This is a genomic window from Neobacillus ginsengisoli (assembly GCF_030813055.1).
This window is the reverse complement of sequence record NZ_JAUSTW010000003.1, coordinates 436,875-463,067: the sequence shown is the minus strand read 5'-3', so window position 1 is coordinate 463,067 and position 26,193 is coordinate 436,875. Positions and strand designations below refer to the sequence as shown.

Annotated in this window: 22 protein-coding genes and 1 pseudogene; 18 read left to right on the top strand and 5 right to left on the bottom strand. The window is 39.8% G+C overall.

Annotated features, from left to right (window positions below; translation table 11 throughout):
- Positions 1–254 precede the first annotated feature (254 nt).
- Positions 255–1,409, top strand: a complete 1,155-nt coding sequence (locus J2S10_RS11325) for an ABC transporter substrate-binding protein (RefSeq protein WP_370876192.1) — start codon at positions 255–257, stop codon at positions 1,407–1,409.
- 215 nt (positions 1,410–1,624) lie between these two features.
- Here the strand turns inward: J2S10_RS11325 and J2S10_RS11320 are convergent, their stop codons facing one another.
- From J2S10_RS11320 to galU, 3 genes are all read right to left on the bottom strand, one after another.
- Positions 1,625–2,224 carry an LOG family protein gene (locus tag J2S10_RS11320; protein WP_307407694.1) on the bottom strand — a complete coding sequence of 200 codons (600 nt, stop codon included), beginning with the start codon at positions 2,222–2,224 and terminating at the stop codon, positions 1,625–1,627.
- A 315-nt stretch (positions 2,225–2,539) separates the two neighbouring features.
- Positions 2,540–2,980 carry an SRPBCC family protein gene (locus J2S10_RS11315; RefSeq protein WP_307407692.1) on the bottom strand — a complete coding sequence of 147 codons (441 nt, stop codon included), beginning with the start codon at positions 2,978–2,980 and terminating at the stop codon, positions 2,540–2,542.
- 170 nt (positions 2,981–3,150) lie between these two features.
- Positions 3,151–4,032: a UTP--glucose-1-phosphate uridylyltransferase GalU gene (gene galU, locus J2S10_RS11310; protein ID WP_307407690.1), complete on the bottom strand. Its 882-nt coding sequence runs from the start codon at positions 4,030–4,032 to the stop codon at positions 3,151–3,153.
- Between the two features lie 212 nt (positions 4,033–4,244).
- Between galU and J2S10_RS11305 the strand changes: the two genes are divergently transcribed.
- The 4 genes from J2S10_RS11305 to J2S10_RS11290 all read left to right on the top strand — a co-directional run bounded on the left by J2S10_RS11305 (position 4,245) and on the right by J2S10_RS11290 (position 9,652).
- Positions 4,245–4,838: a DUF6241 domain-containing protein gene (locus J2S10_RS11305; RefSeq protein ID WP_307407688.1), complete on the top strand. Its 594-nt coding sequence runs from the start codon at positions 4,245–4,247 to the stop codon at positions 4,836–4,838.
- Positions 4,839–5,537: 699 nt separating this feature from the next.
- A complete protein-coding gene (locus tag J2S10_RS11300) occupies positions 5,538–7,085 on the top strand; it encodes a Ppx/GppA family phosphatase (RefSeq protein WP_307407686.1) in 1,548 nt (515 codons plus the stop codon).
- Positions 7,086–7,115: 30 nt separating this feature from the next.
- Complete coding sequence (locus J2S10_RS11295) at positions 7,116–9,257, top strand: RNA degradosome polyphosphate kinase (protein ID WP_307407684.1); 2,142 nt, start codon at positions 7,116–7,118, stop codon at positions 9,255–9,257.
- A gap of 47 nt (positions 9,258–9,304) precedes the next feature.
- Positions 9,305–9,652, top strand: a complete 348-nt coding sequence (locus J2S10_RS11290; protein WP_307407682.1) for a glycine zipper domain-containing protein — start codon at positions 9,305–9,307, stop codon at positions 9,650–9,652.
- Positions 9,653–9,709: 57 nt separating this feature from the next.
- On the opposite strand, the gene J2S10_RS11285 is transcribed toward J2S10_RS11290, so the two are convergent.
- Positions 9,710–10,264 carry a hypothetical protein gene (locus J2S10_RS11285; protein ID WP_307407680.1) on the bottom strand — a complete coding sequence of 185 codons (555 nt, stop codon included), beginning with the start codon at positions 10,262–10,264 and terminating at the stop codon, positions 9,710–9,712.
- A 169-nt stretch (positions 10,265–10,433) separates the two neighbouring features.
- Here J2S10_RS11285 and J2S10_RS11280 point away from each other — a divergent pair, with 169 nt between their 5' ends.
- The 10 genes from J2S10_RS11280 (at position 10,434) to rbsK (ending at position 22,129) form a co-directional block, all read left to right on the top strand.
- A complete protein-coding gene (locus tag J2S10_RS11280; protein WP_307407678.1) occupies positions 10,434–14,684 on the top strand; it encodes a cation-translocating P-type ATPase in 4,251 nt (1,416 codons plus the stop codon).
- Between the two features lie 70 nt (positions 14,685–14,754).
- Complete coding sequence (locus tag J2S10_RS11275) at positions 14,755–15,024, top strand: DUF5132 domain-containing protein (protein ID WP_307407676.1); 270 nt, start codon at positions 14,755–14,757, stop codon at positions 15,022–15,024.
- 32 nt (positions 15,025–15,056) lie between these two features.
- On the top strand, positions 15,057–15,299 hold the full coding sequence (locus tag J2S10_RS11270; protein ID WP_307407674.1) for a hypothetical protein: 243 nt from the start codon (positions 15,057–15,059) through the stop codon (positions 15,297–15,299).
- Between the two features lie 187 nt (positions 15,300–15,486).
- Positions 15,487–16,455 carry a ring-cleaving dioxygenase gene (locus tag J2S10_RS11265; protein WP_307407672.1) on the top strand — a complete coding sequence of 323 codons (969 nt, stop codon included), beginning with the start codon at positions 15,487–15,489 and terminating at the stop codon, positions 16,453–16,455.
- 182 nt (positions 16,456–16,637) lie between these two features.
- Entirely contained in the window at positions 16,638–17,198 is a 561-nt protein-coding gene (locus tag J2S10_RS11260; protein WP_307407671.1) for a hypothetical protein, read from the top strand.
- 70 nt (positions 17,199–17,268) lie between these two features.
- Complete coding sequence (locus J2S10_RS11255) at positions 17,269–17,940, top strand: response regulator transcription factor (RefSeq protein WP_307407669.1); 672 nt, start codon at positions 17,269–17,271, stop codon at positions 17,938–17,940.
- A complete protein-coding gene (locus J2S10_RS11250) occupies positions 17,933–19,261 on the top strand; it encodes a sensor histidine kinase (protein ID WP_307407666.1) in 1,329 nt (442 codons plus the stop codon). The genes J2S10_RS11255 and J2S10_RS11250 overlap by 8 nt, the downstream gene beginning before the upstream one ends.
- A 411-nt stretch (positions 19,262–19,672) precedes the next feature.
- Entirely contained in the window at positions 19,673–20,581 is a 909-nt protein-coding gene (locus tag J2S10_RS11245) for a phosphatase PAP2 family protein (protein WP_307407664.1), read from the top strand.
- Between the two features lie 113 nt (positions 20,582–20,694).
- Positions 20,695–20,934 (top strand): hypothetical protein, encoded by a 240-nt coding sequence (locus J2S10_RS11240; protein WP_307407662.1) that lies wholly within the window; start codon positions 20,695–20,697, stop codon positions 20,932–20,934.
- A gap of 259 nt (positions 20,935–21,193) precedes the next feature.
- Positions 21,194–22,129, top strand: a complete 936-nt coding sequence (rbsK, locus tag J2S10_RS11235) for a ribokinase (protein ID WP_307407660.1) — start codon at positions 21,194–21,196, stop codon at positions 22,127–22,129.
- 373 nt (positions 22,130–22,502) lie between these two features.
- Here rbsK and J2S10_RS11230 read toward each other — a convergent pair.
- A pseudogene (locus J2S10_RS11230) lies at positions 22,503–23,060 on the bottom strand (N-acetylmuramoyl-L-alanine amidase family protein); the annotation flags it as partial.
- A gap of 163 nt (positions 23,061–23,223) precedes the next feature.
- On the opposite strand from J2S10_RS11230, the gene J2S10_RS11225 reads away from it, so the two are divergent.
- The 3 genes from J2S10_RS11225 (at position 23,224) to J2S10_RS11215 (ending at position 25,825) form a co-directional block, all read left to right on the top strand.
- Positions 23,224–23,646, top strand: a complete 423-nt coding sequence (locus J2S10_RS11225; protein WP_307407658.1) for a transposase — start codon at positions 23,224–23,226, stop codon at positions 23,644–23,646.
- 259 nt (positions 23,647–23,905) lie between these two features.
- Entirely contained in the window at positions 23,906–25,399 is a 1,494-nt protein-coding gene (locus tag J2S10_RS11220; protein ID WP_307407655.1) for a YifB family Mg chelatase-like AAA ATPase, read from the top strand.
- Between the two features lie 210 nt (positions 25,400–25,609).
- On the top strand, positions 25,610–25,825 hold the full coding sequence (locus tag J2S10_RS11215) for a hypothetical protein (RefSeq protein WP_307407653.1): 216 nt from the start codon (positions 25,610–25,612) through the stop codon (positions 25,823–25,825).
- Positions 25,826–26,193 lie beyond the last annotated feature (368 nt).

Sequence of the window (26,193 nt, the reverse complement as noted above, 5' to 3'; positions counted from 1 at the left end):
ATTGATTTCTTCAGATAATATTAAAATACTTCCAACAGGTGTATTTTATGAAATAGTGACAAAAATATAAAAAATTTCTGAAATGTTACAATATAGAGAAAATAAACATAGACAAACTGGAATAAAAGTTTTAAAATACTATTTATTGTTTTGGTATCTAAACTAATAGCTCTTTTAAGGAAGATACTATTATTGTATGTCAGAAAAATCAGACACAGGGGGAGACAATTGTGAAAAAGTTTACAAAGGTTGTAATGGCTTCGACGTTATTAGCCGGAATACTAGCCGGTTGTTCAGGAGCGAAAGGAAATACTACAGGTTCAGGGTCAAGCGATACGATTAAACTTGGCGTAAACCTAGAGCTCTCAGGCGGTGTGGCTTCTTATGGTGAGTCACTTGCTTCAGGGATTAATATTGCAGTGGACGAGATTAACAAAAAGGGCGGAATCGATGGTAAGAAAATCGAGGTTGTGAAAGTTGACAATAAGTCCGATGCTGCTGAATCAACAAATGCGGCTATTAAGTTAACGAGTCAAGATCACGTAACGGCTATCATTGGTGCAGCTACTAGTGGCGATACAGTAGCACAGGCGCAGATTGCCGATGATTCGAAAACCATTTTGTTAACTCCGTCAGGAACAAGTCCAAACGTAACAGTTGGGACGAATGGCAAACTGAATGACTTCGTTTTCCGTACATCCTTTATCGATCCATTCCAAGGAACAGTTGCCGCGAATTTTGCTACAAAGGAATTAAAGGTGAAAAGCGCCGCGATTTTTGCTGATAGCGCGAGTGATTATGCAAAAGGACTTGCCGCTTCTTTCAAAAAGACATTTGAAAAAGCAGGCGGAAAAATTGTCACAGAAGAAGCTTATGTCGCTAAGGATACAGACTTCCGTTCCACGTTAACGCGAATCAAGGCAAAGAATCCGGAATTCATTTTCATTCCCGGATATTATGAAGAAGTTGGTTTAATTATTAAGCAGGCTCGTGAATTGGGCATCACTGTTCCATTTATGGGTGCTGATGGCTGGGATTCACCGAAGCTAGTAGAATTAGCGGGAGCGAATGCTTTGAACAACACCTATATCACAAACCATTATTCTTCAGAAGATCCTGATAAAAAGATTCAAACGTTTGTAACGACATTTAAAGAGAAAAACAACGGTGAGTCGCCAAACGCCTTCAACGCACTCGGTTACGACTCTATCTATTTATTAGCGGATGCTATCAAACGTGCGGGCAGCACCGATCCTAGTAAAATTAAGGATGCTTTAGAGAAAACAAAAAATCTATCCCTTGTTACAGGTATTGTCACGATCGACAAGGATCACAATCCTATTAAATCTGCGACCGTTTTAGAATATAAGGATGGAAAGCAAGTATTTAATACAAAAGTAAATCCATAATAAGCGCAAAAAAATGGGAGATGATCCTCCCATTTTTTATTTTGAGAAAATTTGGGTCTTCAAAAAACTTTCATCTCCATAAAAAGTATTTTATACTGAACAAAAAAGATAATGCGGTATTGTGTGAAGTGCGATGCTAAAAAATATATAAAAAGCAGGGGAATTAGCTTATGTCCTCTGCCTTTTTCCTTGGTAGCAAACTTTATTAAATGAACCTATTTCTCTTTTTTCAAGCTCACATTTTGATGATTCCACTTATATTCAATTTCCTTAGGGACATAATTGACCATTAAAGATAGAAGTGTTTCGGGATCTGAACTCGAGCTGATAATGCTTTTATGGATTTCACCGGAAAAGCCCTTTTGAATACAGTGATTTATTAGGTTGAGAAGCGGATCATAATAGCCATTCACATTAAGGACACCAATCGGTTTATGATGGATTCCAATTTGCGCCCAGCATAAAACTTCAAATAACTCTTCAAAAGTGCCTAAGCCGCCAGGTAAAGCAATATAGCCATCTGCCAGTTCACTCATCTTCGCTTTTCTTTCATGCATCGTATCAACTTCAATAAGCTTTGTAAGTTGACTATGAACATTCTCACCTTTTATTAGCCCTCTAGGCATAATCCCAACCACTTCGCCGTCATGTGACAGCACTTCATTAGCGATTTCACCCATTAAGCCATTTTTTGAACCGCCATATACGATCGAAAAACCATTTTCCGCCATGATTTTTCCAAGCTCCCGCGCTTTTTCCACATATTCAAAGTCATTTCCAAAACTAGAACCTGCAAAAATACAAATGGATTTCATAAAGGCACCCCAGTTCTATTTTAATTATAAAGTAATCCTATTCTACAATATATGTTGTAGTTATACGACTAAATGAATGCTTTGATAGAGGTTTTTGGTATTAAAAGTATATGAAGGTAACAGCAGAACAAAAATGCCATTTTCCTTAATGAATGAAAAAAGATAAGCCTTTTACATTTTTAAAGGGGCTTATCCTTGTTTATTATATTTTTAAATTATGCTGCTCCCAATATTTAGATGACTGCGGCATCGAGAATGCCGGGGATGCGTTCATTGCAGATTCTCCCCGTGCTCAGCTACCCTATGTTTGTATTATTACCACAACCTTGGAAGCGGCTTACCCACTTCCAGCAAGGATTTCAAACTTGAGAGGACCTTTGGCCAGCCTTCACTTATGTCTTCAACCATCCCTGAGCCGGGAGCAAGTTGGTCGTGCGTCACCGTCAGGCGGACCACATCGCTAATCGGGTCAATCGCAAACATGACTCGGGAGTGATTCTCCTCCTGTTTGGCATCGGCAGGATCTGCCCATGTCAGAACAAGACGGTTGGGTGGTGTACTTTCCAAAATTTTTCCAACTAAGAGAATCGCTCCATTGTCAAAGCGCCGGTGCTCCCAGTTAGAGCCCTGTTGCCAGTCGGATACATTTTCATGCTGCCAATACTGCTCGGTCATCTTCGGGTCGAGGAGCGCATTCCAGAGAATCTCCGGTGTTGTTGAGATGTAGGTCACATAAACAAACTTTGACTTTTCCATACAAATCTTCCTTCCGCAGCTTTTTCATTTAAATTCATCTTTGATTGTTCAACATAGGTATTGCCGGAAATAGTGGCCTCCATTCATTTTTCGAAAAGAAGATCAAGCACGACAACGTGTCGAAAAAAAAGCGCAAGGTTCCTTTTTAAAAAGAATCCTTACGCTTTTAGCTAAATAGTGACCTTTTCGTTCTCGGTAATTTTGAGAAGGTATTTGAGAAATTCTTCGCGGAGGTCGCCTCTTCTTAAGGCAAATTCGACGGTTGCCTGAAGGAATCCTTGCTTGTCGCCGACGTCGTATCTGCGGCCTTCGAAGTTGTAGGCATATATTTCTTCTTGTTGGGCAAGTTCTTTAAGAGCGTCGGTTAGTTGGATTTCGCCGCCTTTGCCCGGTTGGGTGTTTTCTAAAATATCAAAAATCGCGGGGCTGATGATGTACCTGCCGAGTACAGCCACATTAGATGGAGCCTCTTGAATGGCAGGTTTTTCGACCAGGCCGCTGACTTTATAGATTCGGCCTTCGATATTTTCGCCTTCGATGATTCCATATTTATCAACATCCCGGAGAGCGACTTCCTGGACGCCAAGGATGGTGGTCATGTAGTCTTCATGCGCATCAATCATTTGCTTTAAACATGGCCTTTTGGCATGAACGATGTCGTCGCCGAGCAGGACTGCGAAGGGTTCGTTACCGATGAAGCTTTTGGCGCAATAAATGGCATGGCCCAGTCCCTTCGGCTCCTTTTGGCGGATGTAGTGAATATTGACCATATCAGAGATTTTCCGTACTTCTTCTAAAAGTTTGTGCTTCCCTTTGGCTTCCAGCTCAAGCTCTAGTTCCACGGATTTATCAAAATGGTCTTCTATTGATTTTTTATTTCTTCCTGTAATGATTAAAATCTCTTCAATCCCGGATTCAATGGCTTCTTCAATAATATACTGTAATGTCGGTTTATCAACAATCGGCAGCATCTCTTTTGGTTGGGCTTTTGTCGCCGGTAAGAACCTTGTACCTAATCCTGCCGCTGGAATAATCGCTTTCCGTACTTTCACTTTATCTCCTCCCGTAATCTTAAATAGGGCTGAACCCTCGTCTTATGTTAAATTATAACACCATTTGCGGTGACAGGCACCGTTCGTGGACAAAATGTTGATTTTGTGCTTGTGGAGTGGACAGTGTGATGTTGTGCCGGCTTCTATTACATTTCTTTCTATTCATGGTAAAATATTTATAAAACGTGATAGAAACCGTGGGGGAGAGGTAAATGATAGCAACTAAAGAAAATACTGATCTCGAAGGTGTTGCAGGGACTGAAAAATCGAAGAAGGTTAGCACCCTGAAAAAGTATAGACCTGCTTTAATTGGAATTGTCGTTATTCTAGTAAGTGTCATAGGGTTATATTTTAATATGAAACATGAAGAAAAGGTCAAGGTTGATACAAATGTAAATAGCCCGGTAAATATTGCGGCAAATGAGGACAATAAAAAAAGGTTTGAAGCGGCAACTCCAAAAGATAAAATGCCTTCCTATGAAACGATGAGGGAGGAGCAGCTAATTCAGGAAGTTCATAATATGACACACCAATTGGTTGCCTCGGAAAGAAAATGGGGGGCATCCGAAATTAAAAAGGATAAGATCAACAAATTATATAATGTTGTTCGTAACAAAGAATTTGGTAATAATGAAGCGAAAGAAATGATATTAACTATTCTTACGCATTGGATTCTGGGTGATTTTAGTCATGCTGTCGAGGACCATAATCTTATATGGTCCTATCAAGGCGGTACCGTTGGTAAAGCCACCCGATTATTAACACCTCTGGAAGAACAGCAATATATTAAGAAGAATTTTCGATAGATAGCCTATTATTATAGATAGGCCGCAGAAAAAAATCTTCTAAACTGATGAACGAACTAAAGTAAAACCAACTGCAAGAGCGGCTAATGCGCCTAATTGGAACTAACATGTTTAAAAAGGGACTTTTTGAAGTTGATGGAATAAAAAAAGGAGCTTCCCAAAAGGATATATTCTAACCCTTTTGGTGGGCTCCTTTTTTAAAACAATCAGCACATCCACAACAATGATTTTCTGAGCTTAATGTTTCGTTTATATTTCCAACGGTTTCGTTTTTTTAGGGTTTCTGTCATTTGATTTCCTCCTTTTATTTTAGGTGGAATCTTTTTTTGTTTGAACTTCTATTCCCAAAAAGCCTTCTCCACCAAAATCTGGGTTTCGATTGTTAGACTAATATATGTTAGGACAGAAAATTTGGGAACATATTTATAAAAAAGGAAGGAGGAGGTAGTAACGATTGTAAGTCTGGCAATGAGAATAGATGTGTGAATTTGATGATTCACAGCATCATGTATAGTTTGTTCAAACTTTGATGAACAATTCCTTTGCGTAAAAAAAGTATGTACTTACTACTGGAATATAAATATTAGCTAAGTCAGTAGGGAACATTATGAGAACCAGAAAACAGGATGTAAGGCTCCTGTATTTATTTTATAATATCAAGTTTATTGGACAAGGAAAAAATGTTAGGATGATCAAAAATTGGACAATAATAAAGCGATTATTGATATTGGTTCCAACACCATTAGATTAATTATCTATCGTATTAAAGCAGAAAATATGATTAAGGAAATGGAAAATATAAAGGTTTCTGCCAGGCTCCAAAACTACATTGATCATAATCAGATATTAAATCCAGAGGGGATAAATGTTCTGTTAAAAACTTTAATGGTTTTTAAAGAGATTATATCCTTGCATAAGGTGACTTCCACGAAAGCTGTCGCCACCGCGGCGATTAGGCAAGCTAAAAATCAAGATGAAATTAAACAATGTATAAACGATAAAATTGGGATTTCAGTAAAGATTTTATCGGAAGAAGAGGAAGCTTTTTATGGATTCCTTGGTGTGATTAGAGCGACAGATATCAATGATGGAATAACCATTGACCTTGGAGGTGGAAGTATAGAAATTACCCGATTTTCAAATCGAAAAATGGTTAATTATCATAGCTTCCCTATGGGGGTTTTATCGCTTAATCAACAATTTGTTAAAAATAAAATTCCAACTGATCTTGAGATTTCTGAGTTATCTAATTATTTGCAATTGAAATTTCAGAGACTTAAATGGTTAGGCAATTGTCAGCTTCCGATTATTGGGATTGGGGGAAGCGCCAGGAATTTAGGGGAAATTGACCTTTGCATGAAGGATTATCCGCTTCATTCTCTCCATCAATATGAAATGAAAATAAAGGATATATTAATGGTAAAAGCAAAATTAGAGTCGTTATCCCTTCAAGAACTCCAAAATGTAAAGGGTTTATCCAAAGAACGGTCAGATATCATTTTTCCTGCTATAGAGGTTTTTCTTTCTATTTACAGAACTGTTAATGCACCCTTTTTTCAATTAAGTGAAAAAGGGATTCGCGATGGAATTATGTACGATGAAATAAAGGATCAGCGTCTGAATGAAAATGATTTTCATCCGAATCTTGATGTAACTCTACAGCAAATTGCTTTAGAATTTGATATCGATTTGGAAAAAAGGCTGCAGGTAGTTAATACCGTTAAGAGACTGTGTGATACTTTCGGTCAGGCAGAAATTTTGGAGGTTGATGAACAGGATTTAAATGACCTGCGATTTGCTGGTTATTTATACAATTTAGGAGAATTTTTTGAAAGAGACTCGGCAAGCGCTCACACATTTTATTTCATAACAAATCAAAGTATTGAAGGATTTTCCCATAAAGATCGTATCAAGCTTGCTTTATTGGCTTCTTACCAATCAAAGGATGCATTTAAAAATTATGTTAAACCTTTTAAAGAATGGTTTCCTAAAAAAGATAGACGGAAATTAAGGATTCTTGGGTCCCTTTTAAAATTATCCTTTGCCTTAAATAGAACGAAAAGAAATATCATATTGGGTGCCAAGTGTCAGGAGAAGGAAGGTCATTTACATCTTGAGCTATATTGCAATAAGAGCTGGCAAATCGAGCAGCAGGAAGCCGAAAAACAAATAAGGCATTTAGAAAAGTCTCTCGGAAGAACGATTGTCCTGGAATTTCAATTAACTTTAAAGCCTTTGGTATGGTAAATTACAGTTGTTAAAGGTGTTGAGATAGAATTGGACGAGCTTATTGATTTAAATAATCCAGATTTTTATAATAACCGCGAACTTAGCTGGTTAGCATTTAATAAACGGGTGTTGGAGGAAGCAATAGACGAACGAAATCCTTTATTAGAAAGGTTTAAATTCCTAGCTATTTTTAGTTCAAATCTCGATGAGTTTTTTATGGTTCGCGTAGCAGGTTTAAAAGATCAAATAAAAGCCGGGTTTTCCAAACCAGAAAATAAAGCAGGTTTAACTCCAAAGGAACAAATTTGTAAAATAACAAAACTTACGCAAGAACTGGTAAAAACGCAATATAACACATTTAAACAGCTTATATCCCATTTGGAAAAAGAAGATATTTCCTTTGTTTCTATTAGTGATTTATCAGAAGAAGAATTAATTAAACTGGAACAGCATTTTGATCAAGTTATTTTTCCTGTATTAACTCCGATGGGTATTGATGCATATCGCCCATTTCCATTACTTTCTAACAAAAGTACGAATCTTGCGGTGGTCTTATGTGATAAAAATATATGTTCAACCATGCAAAAAATGCTAGCAATCGTGCCAGTGCCTAAAGGTTTTGATCGATTCGTAGAAGTTCCAAATATGGATGAAAGTACTCGAAAACGATTTGTTTTTATTGAGGATCTTATCAGCCACTTTGTATTCAAGCTATTTAACGGGCTAAAGGTTCAATCCGTGACACAATTCCGAATCATAAGGAATGCAGATTTGGAAATACATGAAGAAGGGGCAACAGATCTTTTAAAGGAAATCGAAGAAGAGTTAAAAATGAGAAAATGGGGTGAAGCCGTTCGGTTAGAATTTTCAAATAAATTATTTGATCAGGAAATGTTTAATTATTTATTAACCGAGATGGAAATTGACAAGGAAGACGCTTATTATCTTAACGGTCCTCTTGACCTCACGTTTTTATTCAATTTTTATAAACAAATTGCTCCTTTTAAGGAGCATCTTATCTTTGAAACATTAATCCCGCAACCTGCTACGGATCTAATCAAAGATAGAAGCGGGAAAAAGTATAATATTTTTGATATTGCTGGAAACAAGGATATTCTTTTGCATCATCCATTTGAATCTTTTGAATCTGTTATCGATTTTGTTCGTTGTGCAGCAGAGGATCACAATGTACTTGCTATAAAACAAACTCTTTATCGAGTGAGTGAAAACTCACCTATCATTGAAAATTTAATCAAGGCTGCAGAAAACGGGAAACAAGTACTTGTCCTAGTTGAGTTAAAAGCAAGATTTGATGAGGAGCATAATGTGCAGTGGGCTAAAGAGCTTGAAGAATCAGGCTGCCTTGTGATTTACGGAAAGACATTCTTAAAGACCCATAGCAAAATTACACTTGTTGTTCGAAAAAAGGATGATAAAATCCAACGTTTTGTTCACCTTGGGACAGGCAATTATAATGAAGAAACGGCAAAAGTTTATACTGATTTAGGATTAATTACCTCAAATAAAGAATTTGGCCTAGATGCAACCAATTTTTTTAATTATTTAAGCGGATTTATGGAGAAGCCGCACTTTAACCATTTTGTTATGTCACCCTTGGAAATTCGCGAGGATTTTATTCAGTTTATTGACAAAGAGATTGAATTCCATAAACAATATGGCAATGGCAGGATTATCGCGAAAATGAATTCCTTTACGGAAAAACAATTAATTATGAAACTTTACGAAGCCTCACAGGCTGGAGTTAAAATCGACCTCATTGTTCGAGGGATATGTTGTCTTAGGCCGGGTATTAAAGGAGTTAGTGAAAATATCAGAGTTCGAAGTATAATTGGCCGTTTCTTAGAGCATAGTCGAATCTATTATTTCCATTACAATGGTGCAGAAAAAATCTTACTTTCCTCAGCGGATTTAATGACAAGAAATATTGAAAAGCGGGTTGAAATCGCTTTTCCTATTTATGATAAAAAATTAAAGGAACGTATTAAACAAATTCTTTCCATTTACCTTAGTGACAATGTAAAAGCACGTGAACAAGATCAAAATGGATGTTATTCCTATGTGGAAAAAAGACAGGAAGATGAAGAAATTTACAGCCAACTGACTCTTTTTGATTTGGCTTACCAGGAAGCAGACGCTGAGATCGAAAGGTTGATAAATCGCTATACATGAATTGATTTATTATTGGGGACTTTAACATGGGAAGGAGGTTTATTTGTATGTTTAAAGGAGCATCGCTATGGGCTGGATTAATTTCTGGGGCTATGGCGCAATTAAAAGATACTCATGCTATGACATCAGGCCATATGAATAAAAAGGAATATGCGATTCAAACTTCTAAAAATGTTACAGGGAGTTTAGGTACCATGGCTGGCATTGAATATGGTGCAATCCTTGGTTCATCGGTATTACCGGGACCTGGAACCATTTTAGGCGCACTAATTGGCAGTATGGTCGGGAATTGGATCGGAAATTATGCCGGTCATCATGCTGGTCATATAGTATTTAATAATCAGATTGTTATTAATAACCGTTTAACGGTTGAGGAAAGGCCTAAACTTACTTAGATCACAAAAAAGAGGAATCACGGGATTCCCCTTTTTTTGATATATATCTGTGGGGGCCTATGATTCAAATGGCGATTTTCCAACCAAAGAATTATAGGCCTTATTACTTAATACATTTGGAACGTTTTTATTCATTGACATGTTTTTGTTCTTGTTTATATTAGTTTTCTTTATTTTTTTGGGGGCAGGGACTGGGTTATGAACTACATTTTCTTGAACGTCATTTAGGTTATCCATCACAAGCTCATTACTCATCTCCATGCCATGAGCCAGACCGGATGTTGCTTTTTCTACATTAATTTTCATATCGTCAAACACTTGATTCATTTTTGTTTTTGTTGAATCGCCTGCGTTTTTAATCATTTCCGAAAAATCGGGCAGAACCATTTGTTCTTTTTCAACTTTAGCGTCTTCAACGATATGGCCTATTTCTTTTCTTGCTCCAACGGTTAATCCTTTCACTTGATCTCCAACTGACAGTAATGCGGCAGCACCCTTAACCAGTACTTTCCTTGTTCCCTTCCTTGCCTCAGGAGACAAAGTTAGTATTAGAGCTGCTGCAGTGAACGCAATACCTAGCGGATTGCTTAATGAAAATAAGCGCTTAAACATTTTATAACCCTCCTCATTTTTACTTATTAAATCATTTCCCAAACATGCAAAAATTATCCTTAATGCAAAAATTTTTATTAAGAAATGAATAGTTTGTCTTAAAGGGTTAAAAATAAAAGTTATTCATTAGAAATGATGTAGTGTTACCAGCAGGAGGTCTCAGGCAAAAATGGAATTAGATATAAAGAAAAGGTCCTACCATGTTATATCAGGAAGATTGAGAACCGAGCTTTATGGTTTGAAAAATAATCCTGATATAGCTTTACACTTTGAACAAGCTTTTTCTTCAATAAAAGGAATTCTTCATGTAGAAACAAACATCATTTCAGGGAAAATTCTTTTACAATATGATGAAAATATTATTTCTCTTGAGGAAATGTGCCTGCATATTTCCCAATTTGAAGAAAAGATTTTTAAACAATTCTACGGATTTAATGAAGTAAATGAGGATGCAGAAAATACAGAAGTGCCTAGTTTCTCTCAAGTTGCCGCTACTTACGATTTTCCTACTAAAAGGGCCCAGAACCAAGGAGCTTCACAAAAAATTGTAAGTTCTATTTTAAGATATTTACCTAAGAATCAATTGGCACGGGCGCCTGCAGACGAAAAAGTTCCATTGCCCTTAGCTCTCTCGGTGTCCGGATTGGGAATTTTAGGAATTAAACAATTGTTTTTCGGAAGATCCATACTGGCCAGACATCCACTGGCTTTTTACTTAGCTGCTGCCCTGTCTGTCAGCACAGGATACTCTTTTATCAAAAGGCGTCTTCAGAAATTTTGGCGGGGTCGAAGGGTGAATATTGATTTACTGCTGTCAGCAAGCGCTCTTACTCTTGCCCTTATTAGGGAAAACTTAATTGTGTTGGCAGCATTGAGCTTGATCCAATATTTGAATTGGAAAAGAGCGAGTTCTAATAAAAATGGATTAATGGATCAAGAATTTGTTACAGAAGAAATTGATGCGTACAGCCGAAGGGCTAGTAAGCTTGGCTTTATCGGGGCAGGTGCTGCGTTAGCTGTTACTCGTAATCCAATAGTTTCTTTAGGGGTATTGCTTGCTGCTAATCCACGTCCAATAATTATTTCAACAGAATACGCATGGAAGCAAGCTGAATATGTGGCAAGGGAAAACAATCAAGCTATCCCAATAAACGGTTCTGTTTATCAATTGGCACGAACTAAATATGTTGTTTTTGAAGATGCATCACTGCTAACTGCTAATGGAGCCATCCGTAAAGAATGTATACCACTATTAACTCATATACCTGGCGGAAAAGTCGCCGTTGTTAACAATGAATTAAAGGGTACCCTCAATAATCTTGAAAAAAATTTAATGGAATACGGGGTTCAACTGACTTCACATCAAGACCTAAACATTAATTCACGCGAAGAGGTACTTGTTGTTGTTAAAGATAAAATAGCTGAAAACAACAAGGTTATTTCATTTTATCCATACTGTACATTTGGACAATTGAGCAGTATTACAAAAACAATGGAAAACAGTAAGGATTTAAGAAAAATAGTAAAACGCAATATATTGATCACAAGAATATGGAATGTGGCAGGGTCCATCATAGCTTTTCCAATGATTATAAGTGCACCTCTCATTAATCTGATTGGTGATGCACTTTCATTAACCTTTATGTCTAAAGCAAAAAATTGGACAGAACGAAGGTTTGCTCCGCCGTACCAGAAGCAGGAGAGCGGATCCAATGAAGGTATTAGTAAATTTCCATGGCACACAAAGGGCTCAGAAGAAATTCTGCGATACTATAAAATAGATGCACATAAAGGGCTGAGTACAGAACAAGTAAAACAGGCTCTTCCTTTATACGGGAAGAACCAATTGGTTTCAAAAGCACGTTCTCATTGGATGAAAACGTATCTGGGCCAGTTTAAAGAATTCACGACCCAGGTATTAGGGGCCACTGCCCTTCTTAGTGCGTTTACCGGGCATTTATTCGATGGAATTATCATGGGCGCCATTCTTCTTATTAATGCAGGAATTGGAGCGTTCCAGGAGAGAAAAGCTGATCGGGCCGTGGAGACAATGAGTCAATTTGTGCCTCCAAACTGCCGTGTCGTTCGAGATGGCATCCTAAAAGAAATTGAAGCTTATGATTTAGTTCCTGGGGATATTGTTGAGTTAGAGGCCGGGGACCGGATTCCGGCGGATCTTCGCATTCTCCAAGCTTGGAATTTAGAAGCAAATGAATCGGCGTTAACGGGTGAATCTCTTCCTGTTGGAAAGAAAGATGCAGTTTTAACTGAGGGTACGCCTATCACGGATCGGACCAATATTCTTTATATGGGCACGCACATTACTCGCGGGAAATGTATCGCCGTTGTGGTTCAAACAGGCAAAAATACCGAAATGGGGCATTTATTGGCTCTGCTTTCCGAAGATGAAGATCATACAACACCTCTTCAAAAGCAAGTGACAGCGATTAGTAAAAAGTTTATGAAGGGCGCTCTCATTGTTGGCGCTATTGTTTTTGTTACTGGGTTATTAAGAGGGATACCGATCACAGAAATGGTGACAACATCTGTTGCATTAACAGCTTCTGCGATTCCAGAGGGTCTCCCAATCACCATTACCTTTGCCCTTACAGCAGGTATTTTCCGGATGGCGAACAAAAAGGCGCTGGTTCGAAAGCTCTCCGCTTTAGAAACACTGGGAAGAACCACTGTTATTTGTTCAGATAAAACAGGCACGTTAACAAAGAATGAAATGACTGTAAAACGGATCGTTACCATAGATCAAGAATTTGAAGTAACGGGTGACGGATATCACCCTGAAGGTACCATTATTGGACTTAATCATGGAAAAACAGCTTCGAAAGAGGTTGATCAACTTTTAAGCATTGCCTTACACTGCAATGATTCCCAGCTCTATCAAGAGGATGGCCGCTGGAATGTAAAAGGCGATCCGACCGAAGGAGCCCTTCTTTCTCTTGCCGCGAAAAGAGGAGTGTTTAGGGAAAACCATACCCATTGGAAACGGGCTGGAGAAATTCCGTTTGATTCCACAAGCGGTAAAATGAGTGTTGTTTGTCATGAAGATGAACATGAAGACCAATGTCTAGTCATGTCAAAGGGATCAGTGGAGAAACTATTGCACCATTGCACCCATTATCAAACAAACGGTAAGGCTCACTCATTAACAAATAAGATTCGCAGCCAAATTATTGAGAAAAATGATCAGCTTGCAAGTCAGGCGCTAAGAGTATTAGGATTTGCCTACCGAGAGTTGGATAATTTTGACGGTAAGATGGATGATGTAGATCGGAATCTTATTTTTGTTGGAATGGTCGGGATGATCGATCCGCCAAAACCTGAAGTGGAAAGAAGTATTCGGGAAGCAGTCGAGCTTGGTATTAAACCAGTGATGATTACCGGCGATCACCCGTTAACGGCGCTTTCGATTGCCAAACAAATTGGCATTTTTGATGATAAAAAGAAAGTGGTAACAGGACAGGAGCTCGATCATCTTTCAGATGAAGCGTTGAAAGATATTATTGATGATATCGCCATTTATGCACGAGTAACTCCGGAACATAAACTCAGAATCGTCACGACGCTTCAGGAAAAGGGACATATCGTCGCGATGACAGGCGATGGTGTGAATGATTCCCCAGCCATCAAAAAGGCGGACGTAGGAATCGCAATGGGTCAAACCGGCACCCAGGTTACAAAAGAAACGGCGGATATGGTTTTGAAGGAAGATCATTTTGGATCCATTGTGGACGGAGTAAAAGAAGGACGAACAATCATAGGGAATATCCGAAAAGCCATTGGCTGCCTGCTTAGTGGAAACCTCGCTGAAATACTGGCCTCTTCCGCGGCTGTGATGGCTGGAATGCCGCTGCCAATCGTGCCGGTTCAAATATTACTGATGAATATGCTGACAGATGCTCTGCCTGCAATGATTCTGGCGGTAAATCCAGGCAAGAAAAACAAAGAAACAAAACGTCAGGAAATCGTTGATAGTGATCTTTACAAGCAGGTCATTACACGCGGCGCTATCTTAGGGACTGGATCACTTGGACTATTTATTTGGTGCATAAGAGCTGGCATGACAATAGCCTCCGCTCAAACCGTGGCCTTCGCGACATTAGTGGCAGGACAACTGATTCAAACATTCTCATGGAGACAAGCTGGATCTGGTGAATCTATCAATGATTTGAAAAAGGATCGTTTCTTGGTTGGAGCCTTGGGAATTTCTTGGTTATCACTTCTGGGCGTTATATATATTCCGCCACTAGCTGGAATCTTTAAAACGGTTGCACTTCCTCTATGGAATTGGGGACCAATTTTATTAGTTGCCATGGCAGCGGCCAGACTCTCAAAACCAGTTTCAAAGATATGGATTTCCCGCAGGCCTTTAGTAAATTCAAAGAACGGGCTGGCAGTTGCATAATTTGGGTATAAAACAAGAAAGAAATGAGAAGAAATGAACTAATGTCATTTTTACTTAAGGAGGTTTAGTTGTGTTTGGAAGAAATCTTCAGCGAGTTGTAGTAGGATCTGCAATTGCCATTGCGGCAACAGCTTTAATTCCTGTCATTAAGGAAACGCTTCGCCCAATAGCTCGTGATTTAACAAGGCAAATGAAATATTTCGTCGTGATTACCAAAGAAGGAATTGAGGATTTAGCGGCAGAGGTAAAGTTTGAACGTCTTAGAAAAAGTCTTGATAACGATATTTTTATTGAGAGTGAAGTTGTTGAAACGGAGCATCAAAATCGAATTTTTCAATAAAAAATTCGATTGGCTTAAAGAGGAGGGGTAGCATGGAACAGCAGAAAGACAATGAGGTGATTGTTCAATTAAAGCAGGCACTTTCCCATTTGGAGCAAGCCATCCGTTTGACCATTCAATCGTTGAAGGAAAATCAAGAATCCAAAAACAATTTAGGATATGTTTGGGAAGAGTTTCTTGGAACTTTTTTTGGAAAGATAAAAACCATTGGAAAAGAGAATAAAATCAATTTGTTAAATCTTGTCTCATTTGAAAGGCTTAAAAAATTTCAATAACTGTATCCCATAAAATAAAATTGATATTTCTAACGAATAACCTCGGGATTAAACCGAGGTTATTTTATTAAGATAAGAAGCGGGAATTGATGCTGGCTCTTGTCCGAAAATAAGAAGTTGACAGTTATAATCGTGTTTGTTATTATTATCTCGAATTCGAGATATTTTCGGAAGGTGAGGAGTAACCATGAAATTATTAGGTTTGCACCACGTGTCGATTTTAACTGGAAAAGCGGAAAGAAACTTTCAATTCTATACGAAAGTATTAGGAATGAGATTGGTCAAGAAGACAGTAAACCAAGATAATACAGAGTCATATCATTTATTTTATGGTGATGCGAATGGAAGCCCGGGGACGGAGATTACCTTTTTTGATATACCAGGGCTTGGGCATACGTATCCGGGAGTGTCGAGTATTTCTTCGACTTCACTTAGGGTGAGGGACACCGATTCTCTTTTGTTTTGGGAAGAACGGTTTACACAATTTGGCATTATCCATGAAATGATTGTCAAAAGAGCCAATCGGGATACGCTGGCGTTTCAAGATTATGATGGCACACGGTTAATATTGGTGGCGGATAATGGTGAAGCGGGAGTTCGGGCAGGAGTGCCTTGGGAAGGAAGCGAGGTACCTCGGGAACATGCGATTCTTGGCTTAGGTCCGGTTACCTTAACGCTTGCCATTTCGGAACCAACGGTCGGAGTCTTAACGGAAATGATGGGTTTCAGACATGTTGGATCCTATCCGTCACTTGCAGGCGATTTTCCGGATATTCAAGTGTATGCAACAGGCGAAGGCGGTACGGGCGCTGAGGTGCACATTGAAACCCGGCCGGATTTACCAAGAGAACGCCCTGGCCGAGGCAGTGTCCACCATGTAGCCTTCCGCGTGCCGAATGAAGAGGAATATGAATATTGGGTCAAGCGAATTTCATCTTTTGGCTTGATGAATTCAGGTAAAGTGGAACGCTACTATTTCAAGGCTTTGTATTTTAGAGAGCCGAACCACATTCTTTTTGAATTATCGACCGATACACCGGGATTCGATGTCGATGAACCAATTGAATCATTGGGTGAACGCCTAGCCCTGCCGCCATTTTTAGAGCCGCGCCGTGAAGAAATAGAGTCGAAGCTAAGGCCGCTAGAATTGCAGTGATATGGTGACAGGCACCGTTCGTGGACACTTTTGAGGGATTGTCTGTGTGGAAAGGACACTGAATTTAACTATATACCCTGTCCGTTTTTCACACACTTTTCACACATTTCTACCAAGGTTATTCCGAACCCTTTGTCTATACTTAGAATGAAGTTGAATGACAAATGTAGGGAGAGATGATAGTGAAAAAAGGAATCATTGCCGGTATCGGAGCCATTGTGCTTGCAGGTGGTGTTTACGGTATCAATAGTGTTTACGCGGATCAAAATCAACCGACCACTGCTACAAATACGGTAACAGGTGCAGGCAAGACTGCTACCCACCCTCTCGGCGGGAAAAGATTGCAGGTTCTCAGCAAGTATACCAGTCAAATCCATCAGGTAAATCAACTGCGGGAAGAGCGACTGGATTTAAGAAAGCAAATGATTCAAAAACGAGATCAACTCCTTGATTTGCTAGTTGCTGCAAAAAATAGCGGCAATAAGGCCGAATTTAAGCAAGCTAAGGACGTTAGACAACAATTAAATTCAATAAATAAAGAAATGAAGCCGCTCCTAACAGATAGCAAAGATGAAAGAAAGGCGCTTAGAGATGCGATTAAAAACAATGATGGTCAGGGAAGTGACCAATTTAACAAGCTTATTTCAACAGATCAACAAATTAATGAAAAATTGAAATCGAAGCTCGATGAATTAAATAAACTGATCGATATCTTTAATAAGAAGGACGGCTCAAATCTTTAATAATTTTGCCAAAGGGATAGTGTTTTAAAGCTATCTCTTTTTTATATATAATGGATGCGAGGTGAAAGAGTTGAAGCATGTATTTGTGGTAGATGATGAGAAAAATATTCGCGATATTTTGCAAAAATACATTGAAAATGAAGGCTATAAAGTGACGCTTTTTTCCGATGGACAGCATGTTTATCAGGAAATGTTGCGATTAAAACCTGATTTGTTGATTATTGACATTATGATGCCTCATATTGATGGGTTGGACCTTTGTAAAGAAATCCGCAAAACGAGCGATATTCCGATTATTTTTGTATCGGCACGGGACGGCGAGTTTGATCGGATTTTGGGGCTGGAGCTTGGCGGTGACGACTATTTAACCAAACCGTTCAGTCCGAGAGAGCTAATGGTTCGGATAAAAAATATTTTTAAACGGATTGAAAAATCTGCCGGCGGCGTGCAGCAAATTGTTACCATCCGCGATGTAACGATTGATACCGATAAAAGGTACATAGAAAAGGGTGGACAGGAAATCAAATTGACAACAAAGGAGTACGATTTGTTTTTATTTCTGGCGAAGAATAAAGGAAAGCCTTTTACGAGGGAAGAATTGCTGGAATTTATTTGGGGCTACGAATTTGCGGGCGACGGCAGACTTATCGATGATTTGGTCAAGCGGGTTCGAAAAAAAATAGAACATTCTTCGGTGGAATTGTCGACGATTTGGGGATTTGGGTACCGTATCGATGACTAAAATTGGCTCAAAACTGTTGTTGACGTATTTTCTTTTGATTATATGCATTTTTTTTATCACCAGCCTTTCGTTCCACTTCATCTCGCAACGATATTTAATTAATGGAACGGAGCAGGAGCTTCAAAAAGAAGCAAAGGTGATTAGCCAATTGCTTAGCAAGGGGGCACTCTCTAGTTCCTCGGTTCAACAAAAGCTTGTAAATCGAAAGGTACTGGCCATTTCCGAGCGATTGACGTCATCTAAAATGATCATCTGGACAGGAAATCAGGATATCATCTATTCGGACCTGAAGGAAGTTAATTTAGCGCAAATAGAGGAGCAGAGTAAAGGGCCCGGGCGGAAGTTTGTTACGAAAACAGTGGAGATTTCCGCGAAAAATGGCAGGATAAAAGGGTATGTTACCCTGTTTGCAAGAATTGAGGACATTAAAGAAATTAATCAGCTGATGCGAAATTCGCAGCTGATTAGTTTAATTATTTCTGCTATTATTGCCCTTTTTTTAGGAGTATTTTTTGAAAAAAGTTTAACGAAACCGATTCGGTTGTTATCTGCCCATATGAAAAATTATACGGTGCGGGGCACGAACAAGGAAATTTCCATTCATACGAAGGATGAAATTGGTGAATTGGCCGACAGCTTTAATGCCTTATCGCGGAAAATGAAGCGTTATGATGAGGATCAAAAAGTGTTTTTTCAAAATGCCTCGCATGAATTAAAAACACCGTTAATGGCGATTCAAGGCAATGCAGAGGGAATCCTCGATGGCGTAGTGACGGGCGAAGATGCGAAACATAGCTTAAATGTGATTATCGCTGAAAGTCAGCGCCTGAAAAAAATCGTGGAGAGTGTCACCTATTTGGCGAAACTGGAGAGTATTGAGGAGTCGTTCAGCTTTGCAGAGGAGTCACTGGATAGGGTTATTCGAGAAGCGGTAGAGAGTGTGGGGGCGATAGCCGAACAAAGGGGAATAGAAATTTTAGTTGATAATCATGTTACGGGAAAAGTTCTCATGGATTGTGAGAAGATGAAGAGAGCGTTTATTAATTTAATAGGGAACGCCATACGGTACGCTGAATCGAAGATTGTAGTGAAAAGCTTTGTGACGGGCGGGAAGGAAATCATCATCGAGATAACTGACGATGGGGCAGGATTTGCTGCGGGAGAAGAGTTGAAAGTGTTTCAACGATTCTATAGCGGTGATGCAGGAGGCTCGGGAATTGGCTTAGCCATCACCAAAGCCATCATCGAAGGCCACAACGGAACAATAACAGCCTTCAATGGACAGCCTAAAGGGGCCGTGTTCCAAATATGCATCGGGTGACAGGCACCGTCCGTGGACAAGTTGCAAAAATGTCCGCCCTGTGTGGACAAATGGCAGAAGAGACTAGCTTTAATACGGTGATGATTTCAAGCGTCAGATTGAGGCTAGTCCTTCGGTAAGGTTGAGGGGTTATAGCACCATTTCTTTTCTATTAATGGGTTCGCCTGAGGCGATATGCCAGTGCAGTTTTAAAATGTTTTTAAAGAGAATGACAACATTTTTTTGATGCATCACTTCTTTATATATTAAACGTTTGGTCAGCTTGGAAAACCCGAATGCTATCGAAGAAACGGAATGTTTATAAGAAAATCGTTGTCAGGAACCTTTTGTGTAAATTGAATGAATATCCTAACACCAAACTCTATCATTTTAATATTCTATATTATTAATTGAAAAGGTGGTGTTATACTATTGAAATTTAACTATCCGCGTTGGTTCCATCTTCCCAATGGCGGGCAAGCGTTTCCTCCTAATAACCCCGAAGAACCTCTTGCAGGCACATGGCCGTTAGTATTTTTAAAAAGAAATGATGATGGATGGTTTACGGACCTCTATGGTAATCCTCTCCCTGATGTGAGAGATCCTGCTTCGATTGATTGGAGCAGTGAGCTGAAAGTTGTAAAAGGTGTATTGGACAAGCTTACGCCAAAGCAGGAGCGCATCGCCATATATTGGGGGATGGGACAGGTAACGAAGCAATGGACGCCAATCATCGATCGATTAATTGATAGGTATACGATTACAGCTACACCATTGCCACCTATTTCTCTATCAACGCCAAGAGCTGCAAGAATTCTAGCAATCACCCAGAATGCGATTCAGGATGCATTAATTGTTAGTTGGTCAATAAAATATCGATTCGACGTAGCCCGACCAATTCAATTGGATCCTGATTTGGAACCGATTCTATGCACACCGCGTCATCCTACTTATACTTCCGGACATGCAATGGCTGCCGGTGCAGCTGCAACAGTCTTAAGCTACTTTTTCCCGGCAGAGGCCGATCGCCTGCAGGAACTGGCAGAAGAATGCTCTGTTTCCCGTATTTATGGAGGCGTTCATTTCATGGCTGATATAGAAGAGGGTCTGAAACTTGGAAAAGCTGTAGGACAGGCTGTAATAAACTCCATCGAAAATGAAAAAAATTCTTCAGGCGAACCCGTTTATACTCCATTTAAAAATAATCTAGATGCTGAACTTCCTCCCCCTCCTTACAAACAAGCAATTCCATTTGATTTCATAACTATATGTCAATCCACTGTTCGATGCAGATTGTGCAATTGGGTTAATAGAATAAAAAGGTTTTTTGGTATTTGGTGACAGGCACCGTTCGTAGACAAAACCAAGATTTTGTCCACGTGGAAAAGACAGATAGTTTCGCGACTATCTGTCTCCTTTTTGTTAAGATGGAAGATATAGTGTAGAGTCTTTTTTTGGAGGGGTTAAGGCTGATTTCTAACATTGAAGTAATCTACCGAAAAGGCAGCTGGGATATAAATGAAGATACATATGTAGTCAATGAAGAGCAAGGAATCTTTGCTGTAATCGATGGTGCTACCGGGTTAGGAGGACTTTCGGGATCAATTGCCTCAGGGATTACTAGCCAGGTGTTGCAAGAAGAGAAAGGGGGGCTCCTGCAAAGAGTTTTAAAAGGGAATTCCATTTTAGCATGAAAGGCCGTTGAGGCCCATTTAGAAAAAACGATTTTAGAGATAGAGGAGAAAGACCCTGTGTGTTAGGAAGACCCTCGCTTCAAACAGCACGACGATAAAACAGGGATCCTGATTAAATGGTGACAGGCACCGTCCGTGGACAAGTTGCTATTTTTGTACACGGACGGTGGACTGGAATGGATAATCGGGGAGCAGCCCTGATTTAATAAAATTTTAAATAATTGAGACATTTAAAAAGGAAAGAAAGGGAAGGGGAATTATGTCAAAGATTGTTGTAGTTGGAAGCTATGTTGTTGATTTAATGAGCCGCACTCCGCATCTGCCAAAGCCCGGAGAAACCGTTCTTGGGGGGCCGTTTAAGATGGGGCCTGGGGGAAAAGGGGGAAATCAGGTAACTGCTGCGGCAAGATGTGGTTCAGATGTTACATTTGTTACCAAATTGGGTGATGATCTTTTTGGAAGGGAAGCATTAAAGCATTTTATTACCGAAAACGTGAATACTCAGTTTATTAAAATTGATCCTGGGCAGGCTACAGGCGCGGCGTTGATTGCCGTGGATGATAGAAGTGAAAATAGCATTGTTGTGTCTTTAGGGGCTTGTGGAACAATCACGGAAGCAGATGTATTAGAAGCGGAAGAGGAAATTAAAGAAGCAGACATCGTGCTTCTGCAATTGGAAACTAGTATTGAAGCTGTTGTCTCTTCAATAAAATTGGCTTGTGATAATGGCATTCCGATTATTTTAAATCCAGCCCCATTTCAGAAGTTTCCAGAAGATATTCTTTACAATGTCCACTATATTACGCCAAATGAAACCGAGGCCTTTGAATTGAGCGGCGTTGAGGTTACTGACGAAGGAACAGCGCTTGCGGCGGCGCGCAAGATTCATGAAATGGGTGTTGGAACGGTCATTATCACTATGGGCAGCAAAGGAGCGTTTCTTTACAACGGTAAAGAAAAAGGAGAACTCGTGCCTGGTTTTAAGGTGGAAGCCGTCGATACAACCGGTGCTGGTGACGCCTTCAATGGCGGATTTGCTTTTGGGCTAAGCAAGGGGTTGCCCGTGCGGGATGCAATGATCTTCGGTCAAGCTGTCGCGGCCTTATCCGTCACAAAAATAGGAACCGCACCAGCAATGCCGTATGAGCATGAAATCAAAGATTTTTTAGCTTTGAAGGGTATTAGAGCGGTTTAACGGTAAAGCGGAGGTGATGCGGCGATAGTCCGAATCATAAGGCAAATCCGAAAAACTCCAAGCCAACAAAAATGGAGACTTGGAGTTTTTGTTTTTATTTTACAACAGCACCCGTTTCGGGACCGCCGTAGATTTGGACTTTACCAAATTGGTCAGTTTGAATAATATAGACGTTTGGTTGTGGCTCTCCTAGTATTTCGTAATGAAGACCTCCGAATTTGCTAGGGTGTAACCGGTCTGCCAGTGCATTTACTTTGACCGGTTCAACATTTAGAGGATAAATTCTCCATGTATCGGCATTAGCAGGAAGGTAAAGTGTTCTTTTTTGTCTTCCGGTTGTGGAAGCTGTAGTAGAGGAAGGAGCTTGAGCCGGAGTTGAATTATTGCTTTTCTGCAGAGAAAATGCCCTTGCAAGACCGTTAACATGACCGCGTGCCACATTTTCAATCCAATTTGTGTCTTTCATTTTTGCAGCATCAGAGGCTGTATCAATAAAGCCGTTTTCCGAAAGCATTGCAGGCATAGATGACTCGCGAACCACATGAAAATCCGCCTTTTTTATTCCCCGGTCGGAAAGCCCGTTCAGTTTTAGAACTTCAGAATGTACGATGCGCTGGATTTCTGCGGTACGGGAATTATCAGATATTTTGATGTAAATATAGTCCTCGTATCCGGTTCCACCGCCTGAGTTAATATGAACGGACAGATAAAAGTCTGCACCCCAAGTATTCGCCATATCAGTCCGCTCTTTCAACGAAACCGTTTGATCTCCTGTACGGCTCATTTTGACCGATGCATTTTGATATTCATTTTGCAATATATCGCGAATTCTTGTGGCAATCGACAGCGTAACATTTTTCTCGAATAAGCCGTTTCCGCCTGCCCCCGGGTCTGCACCGCCATGACCAGGGTCAATAAATATCTTTACCATTTCTATCACCTCATATTTTTATATGAAAGTTTAAGTGAAATGGTGTCCACAAACGGTGACAGGCACCGTTCGTGGACACTTTTAATGATTTGTCCGCATAGAGAGGACATAAAGAGAATTAATTTTTTTGAGAATTTAGCAGGATTTTTGTAGGAGGTGTCGAATGGAACTAGTTGATGATATCCACCTGTTTCCCCCTTTTATCCTCAATGGTGCCTTAGTTGTTTATTTGATTATTTCACACAAAATTGAAAAAGGAGTGCTTCTAATGGGACGTAAACCCCGTGCCTGGTTTCATGGTGCGAAATTCCATATCACTAGTCGAGGAATAAGAAGGTCTTCGCTTTTTTTTTATGGTGAAGACCAGGAAAAATACCTTAGCATAATTGAAGAAACGATGTGCACTTCCCCCTTTATTCTCCACACCTTTTGCCTCATGACAAATCATACTCACCTACAGCTCGAAACCACAAACACTTCGCCCAGCACCATCATGAGAAATATTAATACTAAATATGCGAAGTACTTTAACAAAAAATACGATTTTACAGGCATGTATTTGAAAAAAGGTATAACGCTGAGCTAATTGATTCTCCGCAGTATGAGCTTGATGTTAGCAAATATATTCATTTGAATCCAGTGAAAGCAGGGATAGTGGACGCCCCTGAAAATTATCCATGGAGCAGTTACCGAAATTTTATTTACGGCGAAGTACACCCGCTTGTTTCTGTGAAACACATTCTTTCATACTTTCCCTTTCCGCAATCTATTCACTATGAGAATTTTGTAAAAGCCCCCTTTACAGGTCCTTCTTTTTCAGAATCAGTTGGAATGGAGGAGCAGCCATGTGGGCAAAAGTGACAAGTATTGGTCTAAAAGGAATGGAAGGGTACCGCGTTAATGTGGAAGTGGGAAGCTATGTAGGAGCAGATTCGTTCAAAATTGTCGGGCTGCCTGATGCCGCGGTCAAAGAATCGAAAGAAAGGATTATTGCCGCACTACAATCACTGGGATATACCCTTTCAGGTCAAAAAATCATTATTAACCTTTCGCCGGCCGAGCAAAAGAAAAGCGGTCCGATGTTCGATTTTCCGATGGCAATCAGTGTGCTTTTGAGCTTGCATGAGCTGGAGGTAGCGATTTCGGACGGTACGGGTTTTATCGGGGCGCTATCGTTGGATGGGTCAATTCAGCCGGTTGCAGGTATGCTTCCTGCAGTGTTAGCAGCAAAAAAGTTAGGATTACATAAGCTTTTTATGCCTTTTGATGAAAAACTTCCTGTGCTGGAGTTTGATGAATTGGACGTTGTTTACGTTTCCTCTTTGGGAGAAGTTATTCATCATTTGTCAGGTGAAACGGCAGCTCCATTTTTTCAAAAAACTTCACCAAAGGATAACAGTGATTTTGACCCCTACTTAGATTTCCAACAGGTCATTGGTCATGGCTTTGCGAAAAATGCGCTGGAGGTGCCGGCAGCCGGGGAGCACCATGTCTTAATGACAGGTCCGCCCGGCTGCGGAAAAAGTCTGCTAGCAGAAAGCTTTCCATCGATTTTACCTTCCTTAACAAAAGAGGCTCAACTCGAAATGATCAGCTTGTACCAGTTGAGCGGGAACACAATCCCTTATACAAAAAAACCTCCTTTCCGAAATCCTCACCATTCCGCTTCGGGGGTTTCTATTATTGGCGGCGGTCAATACCCAAAGCCGGGAGAAATTTCGCTCTCACATCGCGGTGTTCTATTCCTTGATGAAATTGGAGAATTTTCGAAAAAAACACTGGATATGCTTCGCCAACCGTTAGAGAATGGCTACGTTACCATTAGCCGCACTCACGCATCGATATCATATCCGGCTTCGTTTATATTAATAGCCGCGATGAATCCTTGTCCTTGTGGATATTCAGGTTCAAATTCTCATTATTGTACCTGTACCGCTAAGCAAATTCTTTCCTACCAAAACAAGCTCTCAGGGCCGCTGCGAGATCGGTTTGATATTAATCTTTTGATGAAGAAAGTAGATCTTACTAAAATAAAAGCGGGTAATGGGGAGTCCTCAAAAGAAGTCCGCAAGAGGGTGGAAGAAGCGAGGAATAGACAATACGACCGCTATGGAAAGGAAATATGTAATAGTCGGGTTGGTTACGATGTTTTAATAAGAACAAGTCCCCTGAGCGAAGGACAGAAGCGAACTCTTCATCAATTGTCCATGAAGAAAAATTGGAGCAACAGGACACAAATTAAAATCATTCGCCTCTCCCGAACCATCTCCGACCTTCAAGCCCATCGTGATATCACCGACGGAAGCATCCGGGAAGCGGTCAAATTGAACGGGGGGTGACAGGCACCGTTCGTGGACAAATTGTTTGGTTTGTCCACTGTAGGGGGACAGGTTGAAGGCGGTGTATCGCCATGGTTTTTATTATGGGTATCATAGAAAGTAAACCCGCTTCAAAGCACTGTATTTGTCCTCAAAGAAAAAATACCAATTATACTGTTTTATAATCCATTCCCATACTATCCTCAAGAACAACAAGCTGCCCTTTTACCAATGTTGGACGGATTAAATAAATCCATTCAAGTGAGTTCAAAGGTGAACGGTGATACTTTTGTGCCGACTGAAAAAGTCATCGCAAAACACTACCAGACATACATTCCAAACTCATTAAATATACATTTAAGCCTTGAGGGATATCAAGCTGTAGCAAACCAATTTTGGAAGGCCATTTTAATAAAAGAATTTTTGGGTTATATTGATAGGGACTAAAAGGGAAAAAGAGTGGACCATACTATACGGTTCACTCTTTTTTATATATTTGCCTGGCACTTTGAAACTTTCCTCTGTAGGTGGATAGAATGGATGGAATGTCCACGAACGGTGACAGGCCCCCCCTTTATTCATCGTCCTTATTCACAAAAAGAAGGAATTTTATTTTGTACATGAAAATAAAATAAGCTTTTAAAGCATTAACGAAAATTCCAAAGAATAGACTCCATTGATTCGATTTATATAAATTTTAGTGTCCACTGTATAAAGACAAATTAATATAAATGTCCACGAACGGTGACAGGCACCAAAAAAGGCATTAAAAAAGGCACCAAATACGTCTCAAGTCTTAGATTTGTTTACATATG